The organism is Rhodovulum sp. P5 (assembly GCF_002079305.1).
Classification (GTDB): Bacteria; Pseudomonadota; Alphaproteobacteria; order Rhodobacterales; family Rhodobacteraceae; genus Rhodovulum.
Genome location: NZ_CP015039.1, coordinates 1644645 through 1660837 on the forward strand (window position 1 = coordinate 1644645; position 16193 = coordinate 1660837).

Genomic DNA, 16193 nt, shown 5'->3' on the forward strand with positions numbered 1-16193 from the left:
CGGGTCGCACGGGTCAAGCCGATGCAACGGGCCGTTGCGCGTGAAACGGAGCCAAAGGCCAGTTTTAACCATGCGATCCTAGCCTTTTCGCCGTCCGACCGGCAGCGGTCGTTTCGTTCGGAGAACCCCCAAGATGTCTGCCATTGCCGCCAGACCGGCGCGCCTCTCGCTCACCTCGACGCCGAATCTGGTCTTCGGCCTGCTGATCTTTGCGCTGGTCGCGGCCGGGATCGTCCACAGTTTCGTTATCGCGCCCAGAACCGGCGCGCCATCGCTCCACCCGCTTGCCGCCTTTGGCTTTGCCGTTCTGGCCGCGCATTTCATGTTGCGCGAACGCGTGCATGGCTGGGCCTCGATCTGGACGGTCCTGCACGCACTGGTGCTGGCCTACTCGGTCCTCGACCTGCTAGAGACGTTTGTACCCGGATGGCCCGCCCTGATCCGCCACCCCATTCTTCTGGATGCCAAGGCAGACATCGGGGTGCAGGGGTCTTTCTCTATCGAAACCGCGCTTGGGTTGAGCTTCCTTCACCTCGCCTTTCTCGTCAAACCGCTGGGGCGGACCGCTGCGGTCATCGCCTTTCTGGCCGCGGCCAGCGTTGCCATCCTCGCGCTGCTGAAGGCGGCGTTTCACATCACGCTTTGGGGGCAGAATTTCTCGATCTTTTCGCTGGGCTGCATTCTGACCGCCACGATGGCGCTGGCCTATCGCCTGCGCGACACCATACCGCTTCAGCCGTTCTTCACGAGTGGCCGGCAGGCGCTGGTGCTGCGCGCCCTGGTGATCCTGGCGCTCACCATCCCGTGGCTGGGCGGCTACCTGTTCTTCAGGGTCAGCAATCTGGATTTCTACACCCATGCCATCGCGGAGAACGTATTCCGCATGATGGGCTGGGTGATGGTCCTGATGGTGATGGCCGTCGGCTATTTCATGGAAAAGTCGCGCAAGCACCTTCGGCGGGCCTCTGAACTCGACCATCTGCGCGATCCCCGCACCGGCGCCCTGAACCGCGCCGGGCTGTTCGCGGCGACAGACGACATGACCGCGGCGCGCGGCGTGGTCCTGTTCGATCTCGACGAATTTCAGCGGCACAGCGAGTTGCTTGGCCGCCGAGACGCGAAGCGGGTGCTGAAAGAGGTGGTCGATGCGGTAACCGACGTGCTGGAACCGGGGGAAGCACTGGCGCGCTGGGGCGCCGACGAATTCCTTGTTGCGGTGGAAGCCCCGGAAGAGACCGCGCTGAGTGCGGCTGCCGAAAGGGTGCGGGCCGCGGTCGACGGGATCCCGCCGCGCGTCGTCTCCCGGCGCACGATCCCGGTCTCGGCCACCTTTGGGATCAGCATGGCCGGCCCCGGTCGCGACGGGATCGAAAAGGCCATCGGCCATGCCTATCTGGCGATCTTCGAGACACGCGAAGCGCAAAAACAGGCCAGTCGCCCGCCTGACGCCATGTTCTCGCTGCCCGCCGCCGAAAGCCGCGGCTAACGCCCGGAGGCCCCGGCCACAACCCGCGCCGCGGCCTCCAACGCACCGGCCCCATGCGGAATGTCGAGGGCGGCAAGCCCGGCCTCGATCGTGCCAAGGGCCCCCAGCACCATATGCGCGTTGACATGGCCCATATGGGCGATGCGGAAGAACCCGTGCCAGGCGGGGTCGTCCGGCTCTGCCATGCCCAGACCGATGCCAAGGGTCACGCCCGCGACGTCGCTTAACCACTCGCGCAGCGCCGTGCCCTGTGGCGCGCCCACCCGGACCGACGTCACCGCATGGCTGCGGCAGGCCGGATCGGCAACGTTCAGGTCCATCGGCCCGTCCTGCCCCCAGGCTTCGATGGCGGCCCAGACTGCACGGGCAAGGGTTTCGTGGCGCGCCCAGGCGGCCTCGATCCCCTCTTCATGGACCAGCATGTCAAGCGCGGTGCGCAGCCCGAACAGGTGATGGGTGGGCGCCGTGCCCCAGAAATACTGGTAGAACTGGTCGGGATCGGCCCGCATCCGCCAGTCCCAGTATTGGGTGACCAGATCGGCGCGGGCCCGTGCCTCTTCCGCCCGCGGGCCGAAATAGACAAAGCCCATGCCCGGCGGCACCATCAACCCCTTCTGACAAGCCGAGACCATCACATCGACGCCCCAGTCGTCCATCTCGAACCGGTCGCAGGCAAGCGAGGCAATGCAATCCACCATCAAGAGTGCGGGATGCCCGGCATCGTCCAGCGCCGCGCGCACGCCTGCCACATCGTTCCGGACGCTGGTCGCCGTATCGACATGGACAAGCGTCACCGCCTTGATCTGGTGCGCCTTGTCGTCGGCCAGCCGCTCGGCCACGCGGGCAAGATCGACCGGGGAGCGCTTGCCGAAGTCCATCACCTCGACATCGACGCCCATCGCCGCGGCTGTCTCGGCCCAACCATGCCCGAACCGTCCCGTGGCCAGCGACAGGATCCTGTCGCCCCGCGACAGGCAGTTGGCGACCGAGGCCTCCCAAGCGCCGTGACCGTTGGCGATATACATGGCCACCTTGTGCTTGGTCCGCGCCACCGCCCGCAGATCGGGCAGCAGGCTTTCCAGCAGCCCCACCATCGCGCCGCCGTGGATTTCGGGCGCCGGCTGGTGCATCGCCTGAAGCACACGGTCGGGGATCACCGACGGGCCGGGAATGGCAAGATACGGACGGCCATGACTAAGCGGCATCTGGAAACCTCCTGCAAACCACCAGCCTGTGTTAGGTCTGCCCCCGGGGGCCGTCAATCGCTTGTCAGACCGCGGGTTTCGGGCTATCCCGCCGCCCTGCATGCTGTGGGCCAAGGGGGCGCAATGTTCAGCCAGCTCAAATCCCGCTTCGACCAGTTCGAAAAGAAGATGCGCCGCAGCTATGGCAGCGATATTTCGACACCGGCGGCCCGGCGCGCGGCCTTCTGGCATTTCCAGTTGATGGATCATGCCTTCCTTCGGACGTTCTGGACCAATCTTGACGAGATCGCGCCGGGGGTCTGGCGCTCCAACCAGCCCGACCCGAAGCGGCTGGAACGCTATCGCGACATGGGGATCAAAACGGTGATTTCTCTGCGCGCCGACAACGGCGCCAGCCCCATCCTGTTCGAACAGGAGGCCTGCCGCGACCTTGGCCTGACCCTGATCACCGCCCCGCTTCAGGCCCGCAAGCTTGTGCCGGCCGACGACCTGCTGGCCGTACTCGACCTGTTCGAGACGGTAGAACGACCCTTCGTCATGCATTGCAAGTCGGGATCGGACCGGGCGGGCCTCGCCTCGGCGCTTTATCTTTTGCATGTCGAGGGAAAACCGCTGGCGGAGGCGAGAAAGATGCTGTCGTGGCGCTACATCCACTTGCGGAATTCGCCCACGGGGATTCTGGATCATATTCTGGATGCGTATGAGGCCGATACCGCGGTGCAGCCCATGCCGATCAAAGACTGGATCGCGACGAGATACGACAAAGACGCGCTGGAGGCCGAATTTCGCCAGTTGCGCGCCAAGAACTGATAACCGGAACGGGAAAGAGGGGCAGCATGCAAGCAGAGGCAGCAACGGACCGGACGGTCTTTCGGATCACCGGGGCGGACCGGGTGCATTTCCTGCAAGGGCTGGTCACCAATGACGTCTCCAAGCTCGACGGGGGTCTGATCTACGCCGCGCTGCTGAGCCCGCAGGGCAAGTACCTGTTCGATTTCTTCCTTGCCGGGCACGACGACTGCATCCTGCTGGATGTGAAGACGGATCTTGCCGACGCGCTTCTCAAACGTCTGACGATGTACAAGCTGCGGGCCGATGTCGCGATTGAGCCCAGCGGCCTGTCCGTGCAGCGCGGGCTTGGCCCGGCGCCCACGGACGCGTGGCCCGATCCGCGCGACCCGGCGCTTGGCTGGCGCGCCTACACCGACAGCTCTGTATCGGCGGACACCACGGATTGGGAAGCGCTTCGCGTGGCCCATTGCATCCCCGAGACCGGCATCGAACTGATCCCGGACGCGACCTTCATCCTGGAGGCCGGCTTCGAACGGCTGAACGGCGTCGATTTCCGCAAGGGCTGCTATGTCGGGCAAGAGGTAACGGCCCGGATGAAGCACAAGACCGAGTTGAAGAAGGGCCTTGTCACCGTCGCCATCGACGGCGCCGCCCCCGTAGGCAGCGAAATCATGGCCGACGGCAAATTCGCAGGCACGCTTTACACGCAAGCGAACGGGCAGGCACTGGCCCTGTTGCGTTTCGATCGTGCCGCCGGGCCGATGACAGCCGGGGATGCGACCGTCACCTGGGATAATGGCTGACCGCGCCACGATCGAATCCCTGCTCGGCGCCACGGTCCGGCAGATATCTCCGTTGCATGGTGGCGACCTGTCCGAAGTCACCCTTGTCATGCTGGACGATGGCACACGCGTCGTTGCAAAGACCGGCCCTTTGGTCGCCGCGGAGGCACGCATGCTGCGGGCCATCGACCGTGCGGGGGCCCCGGCGCCCAAGGTTCTGGCGGTCTCCGGCACGCTGCTGATCCTGGAATACTTGGCGGAGGCTGCCGCATCGCCATCGGGATGGGCGGCACTGGGGCACGCCTTGGCCACCCTTCACGCGGACGAGGGGCAAAGCTATGGCTGGGGGGAGGACTACGCCTTCGGCCAAGCGACCCTGCCCAACACATATTCTGACGACTGGTGCCAGTTCTGGGGTGCGCGCCGCCTGTTGGCATGGCCGGACAAGATACCAAGCGACATTGCACACCGGGTAGAACGGCTCGTGGCCCGGTTGCCTGATTTGCTGCCACCGCACCCGCGCCCGGCGCTGCTGCATGGCGATCTTTGGGCGGGCAATGTCCTGTTCACCGGCACGGGGGCGGCCTTTATCGACCCGGCCTGCTATTACGGACATGGCGAGGTCGATCTGGCGATGCTGACGCTTTTCGGCAGCCCCGGCCCAAGCTTCATGGACACCTATGGCCCGCCTGAAAGCGGCTGGCAGGACCGGCGGGCCATCTATCAGCTTTGGCCCGCGCTGGTGCATCTGCGCCTGTTCGGCGGCGGGTATCGCAGCATGGTCGACCGCTGCCTGACCGCGGTCGGGGCATGATCTCCGCGACGCGCCAAGTCAGGCGCGTTCGGCGTATTCCATCGTTTCGGTGTTCACCACGATGTCTTCGCCGGTTCCCACGAAGGGGGGCACCATGACGCGAACGCCGTTGTCAAGAAGCGCCGGCTTGAAGCTGTTGGCCGCGGTCTGCCCCTTCACCACCGGTTCGGTCTCTTCGATCTTGCAGACGACCTTTTGCGGCAGCGTGGCGTTCAGCGCCTCGCTTTCATAATACTCGATCACCACCTGCATCCCGTCCTGCAGGAACGGGCGACGGTCCCCCAGAAGATCGGCGGGAAGCTCGATCTGCTCGTAGGTTTCGGTGTCCATGAAGACCAGCATCCCGTCGGTTTCGTACAGGAACTGCTGGTCCTTCTGCTCCAGCCGGACGCGTTCCACCTTGTCGGCGCTGCGGAAGCGTTCGTTGAGCTTCGACCCGTTGCGCAGATTGCGCAATTCCACCTGGGCGAAGGCACCGCCCTTGCCCGGCTTGACGTGATCGACCTTCACGACGGACCACAGGCCGTCATTGTGTTCAAGCACGTTCCCGGGGCGGATCTCGTTTCCGTTGATCTTGGGCATGGCTGCGACCCTTAACGAGTGGTTGATCGTGATTTTCGCGCACCTATATATTGGCAGTGCTGGGCTGACAAGACGACTAGATCCGGTGGCCACACTCGGGAGGTATGCATTTCCTGCATGGAAGCCATTCCAAATGGGAAATACCGAATCGCAATAAAACCGTCATATTCACCGGCATGCCCGAAATGCAAGAGCAAGAATAAAGGACGACGAGATGGCCGATTTCGTTGATGGAACAGCTTTCAACCACGAACAGGGGCATCGTGCCCGAAAACTGTTCGCTGCCGTCGTGCTTGCCGCGTTGGATGATGCCATTGCTGACGACAAGAAATATGGCAACGGTCCGGAGCAGATCGCCCGCTGGGCGCGCTCACGCGACGGGCGCGAGGTTCTCTCCTGCGCCGGGATCGACCCGAACGAGCGCGTGGTCAGCGGCCTGATGGAATTCGTGGCCCGTGGCGTGCGGACATCGGTGGCCCTGTCGCGCGAAGAAAGCGAACGGCGCCAGTTGCAGGAACGCGCCGAAGCGGCCTGATCCGTTCTACCCTATCGAACAAAGCGCGCCGAACGGGCGCGCTTTTTCGTTGCGCCATGCGCCCGTCACACAGGAAACGTTGGTGTCAGTCGGTCTCGCCGTTCTTGACGGCCAGCGCGCGCCGGATCTCGGTCCGGATCAGCTTCCGCAGATTGCGGGTGATGCGCGCGCCGAGGTCCCCCTGAAGCTCCTCCCGAACGATCCGGGTGATGAGGCTGCGCAACTCGTCTTCCGAAATCTCGTCGGGCCCTTCGGTGCCACGATGCGCATGACCGTTGGGCGCGCCCTTCCCCTCCGGTGCGGGCTGCACCGTCGCGGCCCTGCCCGCGGCCGGGGCGGCTTCGGCAGACAGCTTGCCCAGGGCGGCGGCCACCCGCGGGGTGACTTCGGCCTCCCATGAGGCATCCGCCCGGGCGATCACGGCCTCCAGTTCGGCAATCCGTTGTTCAAGGGCATCGCCCTCCGCACCCGCAGGTCGGGCGGTCTTTGGCACCGCCCCGGCCGGCCGGCCGTTCTGGGCCGGACGATCCGCACCCACAGGCGTACCGTTTTCGGGGGCAGCAGCGTTCCCGTGACCGCGGCTTTCGGGGGACGCAGGCGGAACCCGCAGGGCGGGGGTCAGGATCAGACGCTGACGCCGCGCAGGCGCACCCTCACCAACGATCCTTCGGATCGAGGTCAGAACCTGCTCCACATCCTGAGACGGCGACGAGTCAGCCATTCGACATGCCGATCTTACCTGCATCCACAAGTGTAGCGGCAGATTGCCGCTTGCTCAATATCCGCGACGGTCAGTTGCGACCGATCTTCTCAAGCACGCGGTCAAGCTTGCGGCCCTGAATGCTTTTGGCCGGGGCGTTGCTGACGGCGTTGTAGTAGTCCAGCGGATCATAGGTCGGAATGCCAAGGCCCAGATGCTTGACCGTCATCAGCCCGGCCGCGGCCAGCACCGAATAGACGGCCTTGTACTGCGAAGTCTGCGCCTCGATCCGGGCGATCCGGGCGTCCAGCAATTCCTGCTCGGCATCCAGAACATCCAGCGTCGTGCGCGCGCCAAGACGCGCCTCTTCCTCGGTCCCCTCAAAGGCCAGCTGCGCCGCCTCGACCTGCCGGGCCGTCGCCTCGATCTGCGCGCGGGCAACGGCAAGGCTGGCCCAGGCATTGCCGGCCTCCTGATCGATCAGCCGCACGTTTTGCAGCAGTCCGGCGCGGGCCTGCTGAACCCCGGCACGGGCCTGACGTTCCGCCGCATAAAGCCCCCCGCCAGCATAGAGGCGTTGATTGAGCGTGATCCCCAAGCTGGCATCTTGCGAGTCGCGACGGATCAGGCCGCTTGACGATTCAGAGGCCGACACCGACGCGGACCCCGTGATCGTCGGCCCGTAATTCGCCTTGGCACGGGCGAGGTTGAGCTCCGACGCCGTGACATTGTGCTGCGCCTGAAGAATGTCGGGATGGCTGCGGACCGCCAGATCGCGCAACGCGTCGCTGGTTTTCGGGATTTGCGGCAGGCGGGGCAGACCGCTCAACGCACCCGGATACCGCCCGACGGCCAGTTTGAACGCCTCCCGCGCCGTGGCAAGGCTGCCCTGCGCAGCCACGAGGTTGGAGCGACCTGCCGCCAGACGGGATTCCGCCAGCGACACATCGGTGCGCGTGACCTCGCCCACCTCGAACCGGTCGCGCGTCGCGCGCAAGGCGGTGGTCAGCACCCGCACGTTGTTCTCGGCCACGCGAACGCTTTCAAGGCTGGCGAAGACGTCCATATAGGCCTGAACGGTGTTCAGGAGGATATCCTGCTCAACGCCCATCAGACCGGCCCGGGTGGCAAGAACCACTTCCTTGGCGGCATCGATGGCAAGGCGCGTGCGCCCGTGATCGTAAAGCGTCAACTGCGCGGTCAGTTCGGCCGTCGCAGTGCGCGAATAGGTGTCGATGCTGCTGGTGGTTTCCGGGTTTACGTTTGTCTGGCCATAGCCCGCATTGATCGTGAAGTCGATCACCGGCCGCAACCCGGCAAGAGCCTGCGCCACGTCTTCGTCGGCAGAGCGCAACACGGCCCGGTTCTGCTCCAGCAGATGCGAGTTCTTGTAGGCGTCGATCAACGCGTCGCTCAGCGTCTCCGCAGAGGCCAGCATCGGCCCCATGGTCAAAGCCGCGGCAGCAAGGGCCGCGCGGCTCAGTCTTCCAACAATCCTGCTCATCGTTTCTTCTCGCCTCTTGCTGGCCGCGACCTGCCTGCGCGGCATTCGTCCTTATTGCGAACGTTCTAGAATTCGAAGGCCCGCTCCCGCGCAAAGCCCGGCAGCACCGGCGCGCTTGCATTGAACAGGAACCGCCATGTCACAGCCCCACCGACCTTGTAGCCGATCCGCACGATGCCAAGGCTGTCTTCCATGAAAAGCGCGACGATCCGGCCGTCTTCTTTCAGTTGGTCCAGAATGGCGTCGGGGATTTGCTCTACCGCGCCCTCGACCACGATCGCGTCATAGGGGCCATGCTTGGGCGCGCCCTCGGTCAGCGCCGCCTGCTCCACCGCGACATTGTCGACACCGTGTTCGGCAAGGATCGACTCGGCCTCGGCCGCCATGGCGGCATCTTCCTCGACCGCCACGACCGCATCGGCCATCCGCGCGATCACCGCAGCGGAGTAGCCAAGCCCGCTGCCGAGATCGAGCACCAGATCGCCGGGCCGGGGGTCCAGCGCCTCTAGCATCTTGGCGAAGGTCCGAGCCTCTAGCACCGTGCGCCCCGGGCCAAGCGGAAGGTTTTCCCCGACATAGGCGGCCTCGCGCAGGGCGGCCGGCACATAGGCCTCCCGCGGTACGGCCATAAGCGCCTCGATAATCGGCAAACGGGTCACGTCGGACGGACGGACCTGCGTATCCACCATAGCCTCGCGGCGCGCTACGTAATCGGGCATTCCGCCTCACCCTCCCACAGTTAATTCACTAATTTTGTGATGCCACAGAAGACCACAACCGGCAATGGCAAGAGGGGTGGATGCCCCTGAACTATGGCAGCTATGGTACAAGTGCCGCGCATTGCGGCCAGAGGGTCGGCAGCTAGACAGCCTCGATCCGGCGCCGACGGGATGCCCGAGAACCGGGGCGGCCATGCCCAGGCCAAGCCAAGGGCGCACTTCCACCACATTTTCGTGCCATCACAACCGCGGGGCGTACGCGACCCAACCCCAGTACGAACAACGCCCCGGACCGGCCCGATGACATACACCTATCGACAGTTCGAAAGTGACGGTCTGGCCTCCAGCCTGTCGCGGCCCTCATCCGGTTTGGCGCCTGCGAGTTCCCTAAAACTGGTCGTGCAGATTTCGTGCCACAACGACCAAAGCTCGCTTCCGGTCATTCTCGACAGCATCCCGCAGCAGATCGACGGGGTCGGCAAGGTCGAGATCCAGTTGATCGATGACAGTTCCACCGATGCGACCGTCGACATCGCCCTGTGCTACGGCGTCGAACACATTGTGCGGCACAAGGCGCACTCGGGTCTGTCCCACAGTTTCCAGACGGGCCTCGACAACGCGTTGGCCGCCGGGGCCGACATCATCGTGACCATCGACGGCGGCAACCGGTGCGGGGGACGTGGCGTTCCCGAACTCGTGCGCCCGATCGTCGAGGGCCGCGCCGATATCGTGATGGGCCACCGGGACGGCGGCGACGCCTCCGGCTGCACGACCACAGACGGGGCGCTTTCACCGAACGATTCCGGCCCGCTGCGCCGCTTCCCCTGGGTCAGACGGCGTGACGCTGCGGCAGGCCCCCGGGCGTATTCCCGCGACGCCGCGCTGGCCATGACGGTCATGCCGCGCACCAGCGACGCCGATACGCTGATACATGCGCGCCAGCATGGGTTAAGCGTCATCTCGGCCCCCTTGCAGACCATTTCAGCCCCGCGCCGTCGGCAACTGCTGCCGCTGCGCCCGTTTCGCGTTCTCGGTGCCGTCACCTCGCTGAAGGGCGCGCTGTACCATCGGCCGGCGGCCGCCTTGCTGGCCGCGGGACTCGTCTTGCTGATCCTCGGCGCCGCCGCATGTGTCGCGCCATTGCTTGTTTCGTCCTACAGCAGCAATCCTGTCGCCTTCGCGGTTCTGGGCGGCGCACTGGTACTGGCCGGATATCTGACGCTGGTGGCGGCCTATCTTGGGACTGCGCTGGCTGCGAACCGGCGGCTGACGGAAACGCTCCTGATCCGGTTGCGGCAGATGGAAACGGCACCGCGCCCGGCTGGACGCGCACACCAGAACCGGACCAAATCCGAAGCCTAAACCTTGCCGCTGGCCGACAGCATGATCGCGGCGGGCCGCGTGGCCGGGATTTCCGCCAGAACGATGACAAGGCTCGATGTCAGCGGCACCGCAAGGATTGCCCCCGGCACACCCCACAGCGTCCCCCAGAACGCCAGTGCAAGAAGCACGACCAGCGGGCTGAGGTTGAAGGCCCGTCCCATCAGCCGCGGTTCAAGATACGCGCCCACATAGACCTGCACCGTGGTCAGGGCGACAAGCGTCAGTGCCGCGGTCCAGAGCGTGCCGAACTGCGCCAGCGACAGCAGCACCGGAAACAGCACGCCGATCAGCGAACCGAAATAGGGGATGTAATTCAGCACGGCGATCAGGATCGCCCAGAACAGGGCGAACTCGATCCCGATGGCCCTGAGCAGAAGGTAGGACAGGACGCCAAGGATCACGTTGATCGTCGTCTTCACCAGAAGATAGTCGCCGATGCGTTCGTTGATCCGCTCCAACAAGCCCAGCGCATGTTCGGTGCGCCCGGTACTGCCCAGCGCCAGGTGGAACTTGGAGGCGAACTGCATCCGCTCTGCAAACAGGAACGAGGCGTAGAGCACGATGAAGAAAAGCGTTCCGCCGAAACCGCGCACCGAATTGAGCAAAAAGGAAATCCACCGGCGGGTATCGATCCGGCCGATGGTGGAATCCCGGATCGTCGCCCAGTTGGGTTCGTCCCTCAGCCCCATCAGTTCCGCGATGCGGACGACAAGGGCATCGATATTCGTCTCATACCGTGGCAGGGCCGCGGCGACGCGCGCGAAATTCGCCGTCAGCAGAAGGCCCAGCAACAGGATCGCGACCGTGAACCCCAACAGCACAACCATCCGCAGCATCCATTGCGGCGCCAGCCGCAGGACCGGAAGCCCCGACAGCGCATGCACCCCGGCCGACAGGATGTACACCGCGATCACCGCCGCCAGCACGGGCAGAAGCACCGGCTTGCCGATCCACAACAGCCATCCGATCATGATGGCAAGGGCCGTCCCGTGGGTGAGTGTCGTCAGGCGCATGCCGGTTGTCTGGCAGATCGGCCGCGCAAATGCGACGATTCCATCGGCGATCGCAACGTCAGGCGCGGCGGACGGACAGGCGCGGCGCAAAATCCAGAAGCTGTGCCTCACTCAGCGGCATCGCGAAATGATACCCCTGCAGCACCTGGCATCCCAGGGCGGCAAGAATGGCGACATGGTCCCGGGTTTCGACGCCTTCGGCGATGATGCCGATGCCAAGGGTTTCGGCGATTTCAACGATGGCGTTGACAAGATGGCGCGACCGCTCGTCATGAACCACGGGCAGGGCGATGCGTCGGTCGATCTTCAGGGCCGTTGGGGCAATTTCCATCAGGCCCACGATCGAGGCGTGACCAGACCCGAAATCGTCGATCTCGATATCGATCCCGGCACTCCGGATCATCTCCAGATGGGCCTTGAAGGCGTCGCTTTCCTCTTCCACCAGGATCGATTCAAGCAACTCGAACGTGACGCGCGTATCGCCCTTCGCGATCTCCTTGGCGGCGCGCACCACGTCGGGGTCGTGCATCCGCCCGGAACTGACGTTGAAGCTGATCTTGGGCACGATCACCCCCCGGTCGCGCCATCGCGCAAGGGCCCCGCGCGACTTTTCCATCACGATCCGGTCGATCTCGGGCACGATGCGCATCTGTTCGGCGACATGCATGAAACTGTCGGGTGTCTGTATCCCCCGCTCGGGATGATCCCAGCGCAACAGCGCCTCCACCCCGAACAGCGCGCCGTCGTCGGCCCGGATCTGGGGTTGGAAGAAGGGGACGAATTCGTCATTTTCCAACGCGTCCTGAAGTTCCGCGGCAAGCCGGCGGTCGTGCAGGATATCCCGGTGCAATTCCGCGGTGAACAACTCCACCCGGTTGCGGCCACCATCCTTGGCACGGTAGAGCGCGGCATCGGCGAACAGCTGCAATTCGCCGCCCACCTCGGTCATGTCCTCGGCATGGGCGATGCCGAAACTGGCCCCGAACCGGCAGGGGCGCCCCTTGTACAGCAACGGTTCCGCCAGCCGGTCCTTGATACGCTTCACCGTCTCCTGCGCATCGGACACCGAATGGCCCGCCCCGAGGATGATCGAGAACTCGTCGCCGCCGATCCGCGCGGCGAAGTCCACGCGCCGGATGCAGCGCCGAAGGACCTCTCCCACCCGGATCAGCACCTGATCGCCCGCCTCGTGCCCCAGCGTGTCATTGACACTCTTGAAATGGTCAAGGTCGATCCTGATCAGAACGCAGTCGCCCGGCATGGTGCCGTCTGCGGCATCCTGCATCCGCTGCGCGATCATCTGGTCGTAATACCGCCGGTTCGGCAGGCCGGTCAGACCGTCATGCAGCGCCTGATGTTCATTGCGGATGCGCATGTCTTCGGCCAGCCGGTGGGCCCGCGCCAGCGAGGTCTCACGTTCCACATCCTTTGTCACATCGGTCAGCGCACCGGTGAAGACGACCGTGCCATCCTCCTTGCGCCGCGGGATCGCCGAACCGGAGATCCAGTGAATCTTGCGCGCACGCCCGACGATGCGAAAGCGGCAGGTCCAGGGCTTCAGCGTGTGGGCGGAGTCCTTGATGCTTGCCATGAAGCTTGGAAAGTCCTGCGGCAGAACCTTTGAAAACGCCGCCGGGCGCGGCACGGTCGCGGCCGGTCCGGAATTGCCGACCAGTTCCTCGAACCGGGCGCTGGTATATCGCAGCTCGCCATGACCGTCGGGCAAAAGCCAGTATTCGAAGATGCCTGCCGGCGCATTGTCGGCAATGGACGTCAGCCGTTCATGCGCGGCCTGCAGGGCCTGCGTCGCCTCGGCGACCTGCGCTTCCGTCTGCACCCGGTCGGTGATGTCCTGAAGATAGCCGAACCAGACCGTCGCCCCATCCGGTTTCCGGAAGGGCAGAGCCGATACCGACAGCCAACGCGCCCCGATGTCGGGATGGTCGAGCCGGAACCGGCAATTCAGGGGCGCAAGCGTCTGTTTGGAGACGCGTATCCCGGCCTCAACCCGTTCGCGATCCTCCGGATGGACGTGGGAGAGTATCGTGCCCGCGTCATCGGCCATACCGGAAGGGTCGAGACCAAGAAGTTCGGGCATCTTCGCGCTGGAATAGGGCAGCGAGACCGAGCCGCTGACGCTTTCCTGACGTTCGAACAATGCGCCGGGCAGATTGTCGGCAAGGGTATTCAGCCGTTCGCTGACAGCCCTGCGCGCGGAAATGTCGATCAGGCTGCCGCAGATGACATTGGTTCCGGGCGACCCGGGCAGGAATGCCCGCTGGACGCAGTTCTGAAACCACCGCCACGTCCCGTCCTTGCAGCGCATGCGGTAGTCGTCACGGCGCACGCCGACGCTTTCGGCGATCAGGCCGTCGATCGCGGCTTCGGCGACGTGCCGGTCGTCGGGGTGTATCCGGGACAGGAACCACGGCAGATCCAGATCGATCTTTTCCGGCTGATAGCCCAGCATGCGGAACAGGGTATCGGTCGCCTTGATCCGCTGCGTGCCGGTGTCGAGATACCACTGCCCGAACCCGGCGGTTTCGGCCGCCATCTGAAGCAGTTCGTATTGCTGCAGCTTCAGGCAGGTGCCCGTCCGTATATCGGGGATCGGGGGCAAACGCGGCACACACACCGCGCGCGGTTCGCCGAAGACCAGAACGGCCGCGATCCTGCCTTCCTCTTCAACCGGGCTGAAATCGAGATCGAAGGCCGGTTGCGCCGCCGGACCGCGTAGCCGGATATCGGGCAGGGCGAGCGCCTGTCCGGAGGCCACCCGATCACAGCAGGTGGCGATGCGGGCAGCGTCCTCTGGATGGAAAAGGGCCGGGGCGGACTTGCCCTCAAGGGCCTCCCCCTCACGGGCGAAAATCCGCCGCGCGGCGTCATTGGCGCACAGCACCGTGCCATTAAGGCCCAACAACATGGCCGGTCGGGCAGACTGCCCGAGAAACTGGTGAAAACGGTTTGTGGAACGGTCCATTCAGGTCAAACCCCAGCCGGCGGATTCGTGACGTCGCCGGGACCCTTGGTGGCACCAATGCCCTAACACTTGCCTGATAATTCGGCTTTGCCTTGCATTCTAAGGGTTTTGGGCGGCCCCGTCCGCAGGCTGGACGCCTGCGCAATAGGACACAAGCAGTCGGTCGTCAGTCCGCCCGAACCTCGGCCGGGGTGGCCGTGTCTTCCACCGGCTCGCCGTTGCGCCACATGCCCTCGCGCACCGCACCAGAGGCATATTGCATCCTGCCCTGACCGTCGATGACACCCTTCGCGAACATACCTTCGTACCGGTCGCCGTTGGAATAGGTCGCAACGCCCGGCCCGTCGAACTTGCCGTCCTTCCAGCCACCGGTATAGGTGAAGCCGTCGGGCATGGTGATGGTCCCCTGCCCCTCACGCTCCCCGTTGACGAAGTGGCCCGAATAGACCGACCCGTCGGGATAGGTCGCGGTCCCCTCCCCGTCGCGCAGCCCGTTCTTCCACTCGCCGGTGTAAAGATAGCCGCTTTCGTGGGTCATCGTGCCAAGGCCGTCATAGGTGGCGTTCTTGAACGCGCCCTCATAGACAAGGCCGTTGAGGAACGTGGCCTTGCCCTCCCCTTCGATCACGCCGGCGGCCCAGTTGCCCTCATAGGTGGACCCGTCGGCATAGGTGACCTTGCCCTTGCCCTCTGGCAGGTCGTCGCGGAATTCGCCGACATAGACCGCGCCATCGGGGTAGGTCAGACGCCCTTCGCCCTCGATCCGGCCAGCGACCCAGTCGCCTTCATAACGATAGCCGTCGATCCCCAGAAAGACCCCTTTGCCGTGCCGCTTGTCGTTGCGATAATCGCCCTCGTAGACATCGCCGTTGGCATAGGTGACCTTGCCGGTCCCGTGCCGTTCGCCATTGACGAATGTCCCTTCATAGGTGTCGCCATTGGGCTGGGTCAGGATGCCGAGACCGTTCATCTCGCCATCTTCCCACGTCCCGGCATAGGTCAGACCCTCGGGCGTGGTCAGCGTCCCCTGTCCTGAACGCTTGTTATCCTTCATCTCGCCTTCATAGACCCGGCCGCCGGGATAGGTGATCTTGCCCTTGCCGTCCTTGGCGCCGTCCACCCATGTTCCTTCGTAGACGTACCCGTTGGGGCTGGTCACCACGCCGACGCCGTGATGCATGGCGTTGCGAAATTCGCCCTCGTACCGCATGCCGTTGGCATAGACCGCCACACCCTCACCGGTGATCTTGCCGTCCTGCCAGGCGCCCTCATACGTACCACCATCGGCGAATGTGATCTTGCCGCGACCGTCGGGCTTTCCGTTCGTGAACTCGCCCTCGTAGACCGACCCGTTGACCAGCCGGGCCACGCCCGTGCCCTCGATCCGGCCCTCGACCCACTGCCCGGAATACTCATATCCGTTGGGCAGGCGATAGGTGCCCTGCCCGTGCTGCTGACCGTCCTTGAAGGTGCCCTCGTAAATCGCGCCGTCGTCATACTGGCGGGTGACGATCTCGCCATTGTCCTGCGCGGATGCCGTACCCGCCGCAATCAGCATGGCACAAGATAATACGATCCCTGCTCTGAGCACCTGAGCCCCCGTCGGCCGACCTGAATGCGGTTCTTGTGAAGACGTGCCAAACCCTAGTTGACGCCTGCGGGGCTTACAACGCTTTTCACAGGTCCCGGCTTTCA

Annotated in this window: 14 protein-coding genes; 6 read left to right on the top strand and 8 right to left on the bottom strand. The window is 64.6% G+C overall.

Annotated features, from left to right (window positions below):
• Positions 1 to 133: 133 nt before the first annotated feature.
• On the top strand, positions 134 to 1486 hold the full coding sequence (locus RGUI_RS08075) for a diguanylate cyclase domain-containing protein (RefSeq protein WP_081532581.1): 1353 nt from the start codon (positions 134 to 136) through the stop codon (positions 1484 to 1486).
• Here the strand turns inward: RGUI_RS08075 and RGUI_RS08080 are convergent.
• Positions 1483 to 2691 carry an alanine--glyoxylate aminotransferase family protein gene (locus RGUI_RS08080; protein WP_081532582.1) on the bottom strand — a complete coding sequence of 403 codons (1209 nt, stop codon included), beginning with the start codon at positions 2689 to 2691 and terminating at the stop codon, positions 1483 to 1485. The two genes, RGUI_RS08075 and RGUI_RS08080, sit on opposite strands and share 4 nt — an antisense overlap.
• Positions 2692 to 2814: 123 nt before the next feature.
• Here RGUI_RS08080 and RGUI_RS08085 point away from each other — a divergent pair, with 123 nt between their 5' ends.
• The 3 genes from RGUI_RS08085 to RGUI_RS08095 are packed head-to-tail and all read left to right on the top strand — an operon-like array spanning position 2815 to position 5079.
• The gene (locus RGUI_RS08085) at positions 2815 to 3501 is read left to right on the top strand and encodes a tyrosine-protein phosphatase (RefSeq protein ID WP_081532583.1); all 687 of its coding nucleotides are present in this window, start codon (positions 2815 to 2817) and stop codon (positions 3499 to 3501) included.
• A gap of 26 nt (positions 3502 to 3527) precedes the next feature.
• On the top strand, positions 3528 to 4286 hold the full coding sequence (locus RGUI_RS08090) for a folate-binding protein YgfZ (RefSeq protein ID WP_081532584.1): 759 nt from the start codon (positions 3528 to 3530) through the stop codon (positions 4284 to 4286).
• Positions 4279 to 5079 (top strand): fructosamine kinase family protein, encoded by an 801-nt coding sequence (locus RGUI_RS08095; RefSeq protein ID WP_081532585.1) that lies wholly within the window; start codon positions 4279 to 4281, stop codon positions 5077 to 5079. Before RGUI_RS08090 ends, RGUI_RS08095 begins: the two co-directional genes overlap by 8 nt.
• 18 nt (positions 5080 to 5097) lie before the next feature.
• Here RGUI_RS08095 and efp read toward each other — a convergent pair whose 3' ends face one another.
• Positions 5098 to 5661: an elongation factor P gene (efp, locus tag RGUI_RS08100; protein ID WP_081532586.1), complete on the bottom strand. Its 564-nt coding sequence runs from the start codon at positions 5659 to 5661 to the stop codon at positions 5098 to 5100.
• 214 nt (positions 5662 to 5875) lie between these two features.
• Between efp and RGUI_RS08105 the strand changes: the two genes are divergently transcribed.
• Positions 5876 to 6196, top strand: coding sequence for a DUF6280 family protein (locus tag RGUI_RS08105; protein ID WP_081532587.1), 321 nt, complete (start codon positions 5876 to 5878; stop codon positions 6194 to 6196).
• Positions 6197 to 6281: 85 nt separating this feature from the next.
• Here RGUI_RS08105 and RGUI_RS08110 read toward each other — a convergent pair whose 3' ends face one another.
• The 3 genes from RGUI_RS08110 to RGUI_RS08120 form a co-directional block, all read right to left on the bottom strand.
• Complete coding sequence (locus RGUI_RS08110) at positions 6282 to 6917, bottom strand: hypothetical protein (protein WP_156882905.1); 636 nt, start codon at positions 6915 to 6917, stop codon at positions 6282 to 6284.
• Between the two features lie 70 nt (positions 6918 to 6987).
• Positions 6988 to 8400: a TolC family outer membrane protein gene (locus RGUI_RS08115; RefSeq protein WP_081532589.1), complete on the bottom strand. Its 1413-nt coding sequence runs from the start codon at positions 8398 to 8400 to the stop codon at positions 6988 to 6990.
• Between the two features lie 65 nt (positions 8401 to 8465).
• On the bottom strand, positions 8466 to 9119 hold the full coding sequence (locus RGUI_RS08120; RefSeq protein WP_081532590.1) for a protein-L-isoaspartate O-methyltransferase: 654 nt from the start codon (positions 9117 to 9119) through the stop codon (positions 8466 to 8468).
• A gap of 300 nt (positions 9120 to 9419) precedes the next feature.
• On the opposite strand from RGUI_RS08120, the gene RGUI_RS08125 reads away from it, so the two are divergent.
• Positions 9420 to 10481, top strand: a complete 1062-nt coding sequence (locus tag RGUI_RS08125) for a glycosyltransferase (protein WP_172841111.1) — start codon at positions 9420 to 9422, stop codon at positions 10479 to 10481.
• Here the strand turns inward: RGUI_RS08125 and RGUI_RS08130 are convergent.
• The 3 genes from RGUI_RS08130 to RGUI_RS08140 all read right to left on the bottom strand — a co-directional run bounded on the left by RGUI_RS08130 (position 10478) and on the right by RGUI_RS08140 (position 16056).
• Positions 10478 to 11515 (bottom strand): AI-2E family transporter, encoded by a 1038-nt coding sequence (locus tag RGUI_RS08130; protein WP_081536019.1) that lies wholly within the window; start codon positions 11513 to 11515, stop codon positions 10478 to 10480. The two genes, RGUI_RS08125 and RGUI_RS08130, sit on opposite strands and share 4 nt — an antisense overlap.
• A 58-nt stretch (positions 11516 to 11573) precedes the next feature.
• Complete coding sequence (locus RGUI_RS08135) at positions 11574 to 14441, bottom strand: EAL domain-containing protein (RefSeq protein ID WP_216640114.1); 2868 nt, start codon at positions 14439 to 14441, stop codon at positions 11574 to 11576.
• Positions 14442 to 14664: 223 nt separating this feature from the next.
• Positions 14665 to 16056: an MORN repeat-containing protein gene (locus tag RGUI_RS08140; RefSeq protein WP_081532593.1), complete on the bottom strand. Its 1392-nt coding sequence runs from the start codon at positions 16054 to 16056 to the stop codon at positions 14665 to 14667.
• Positions 16057 to 16193 lie beyond the last annotated feature (137 nt).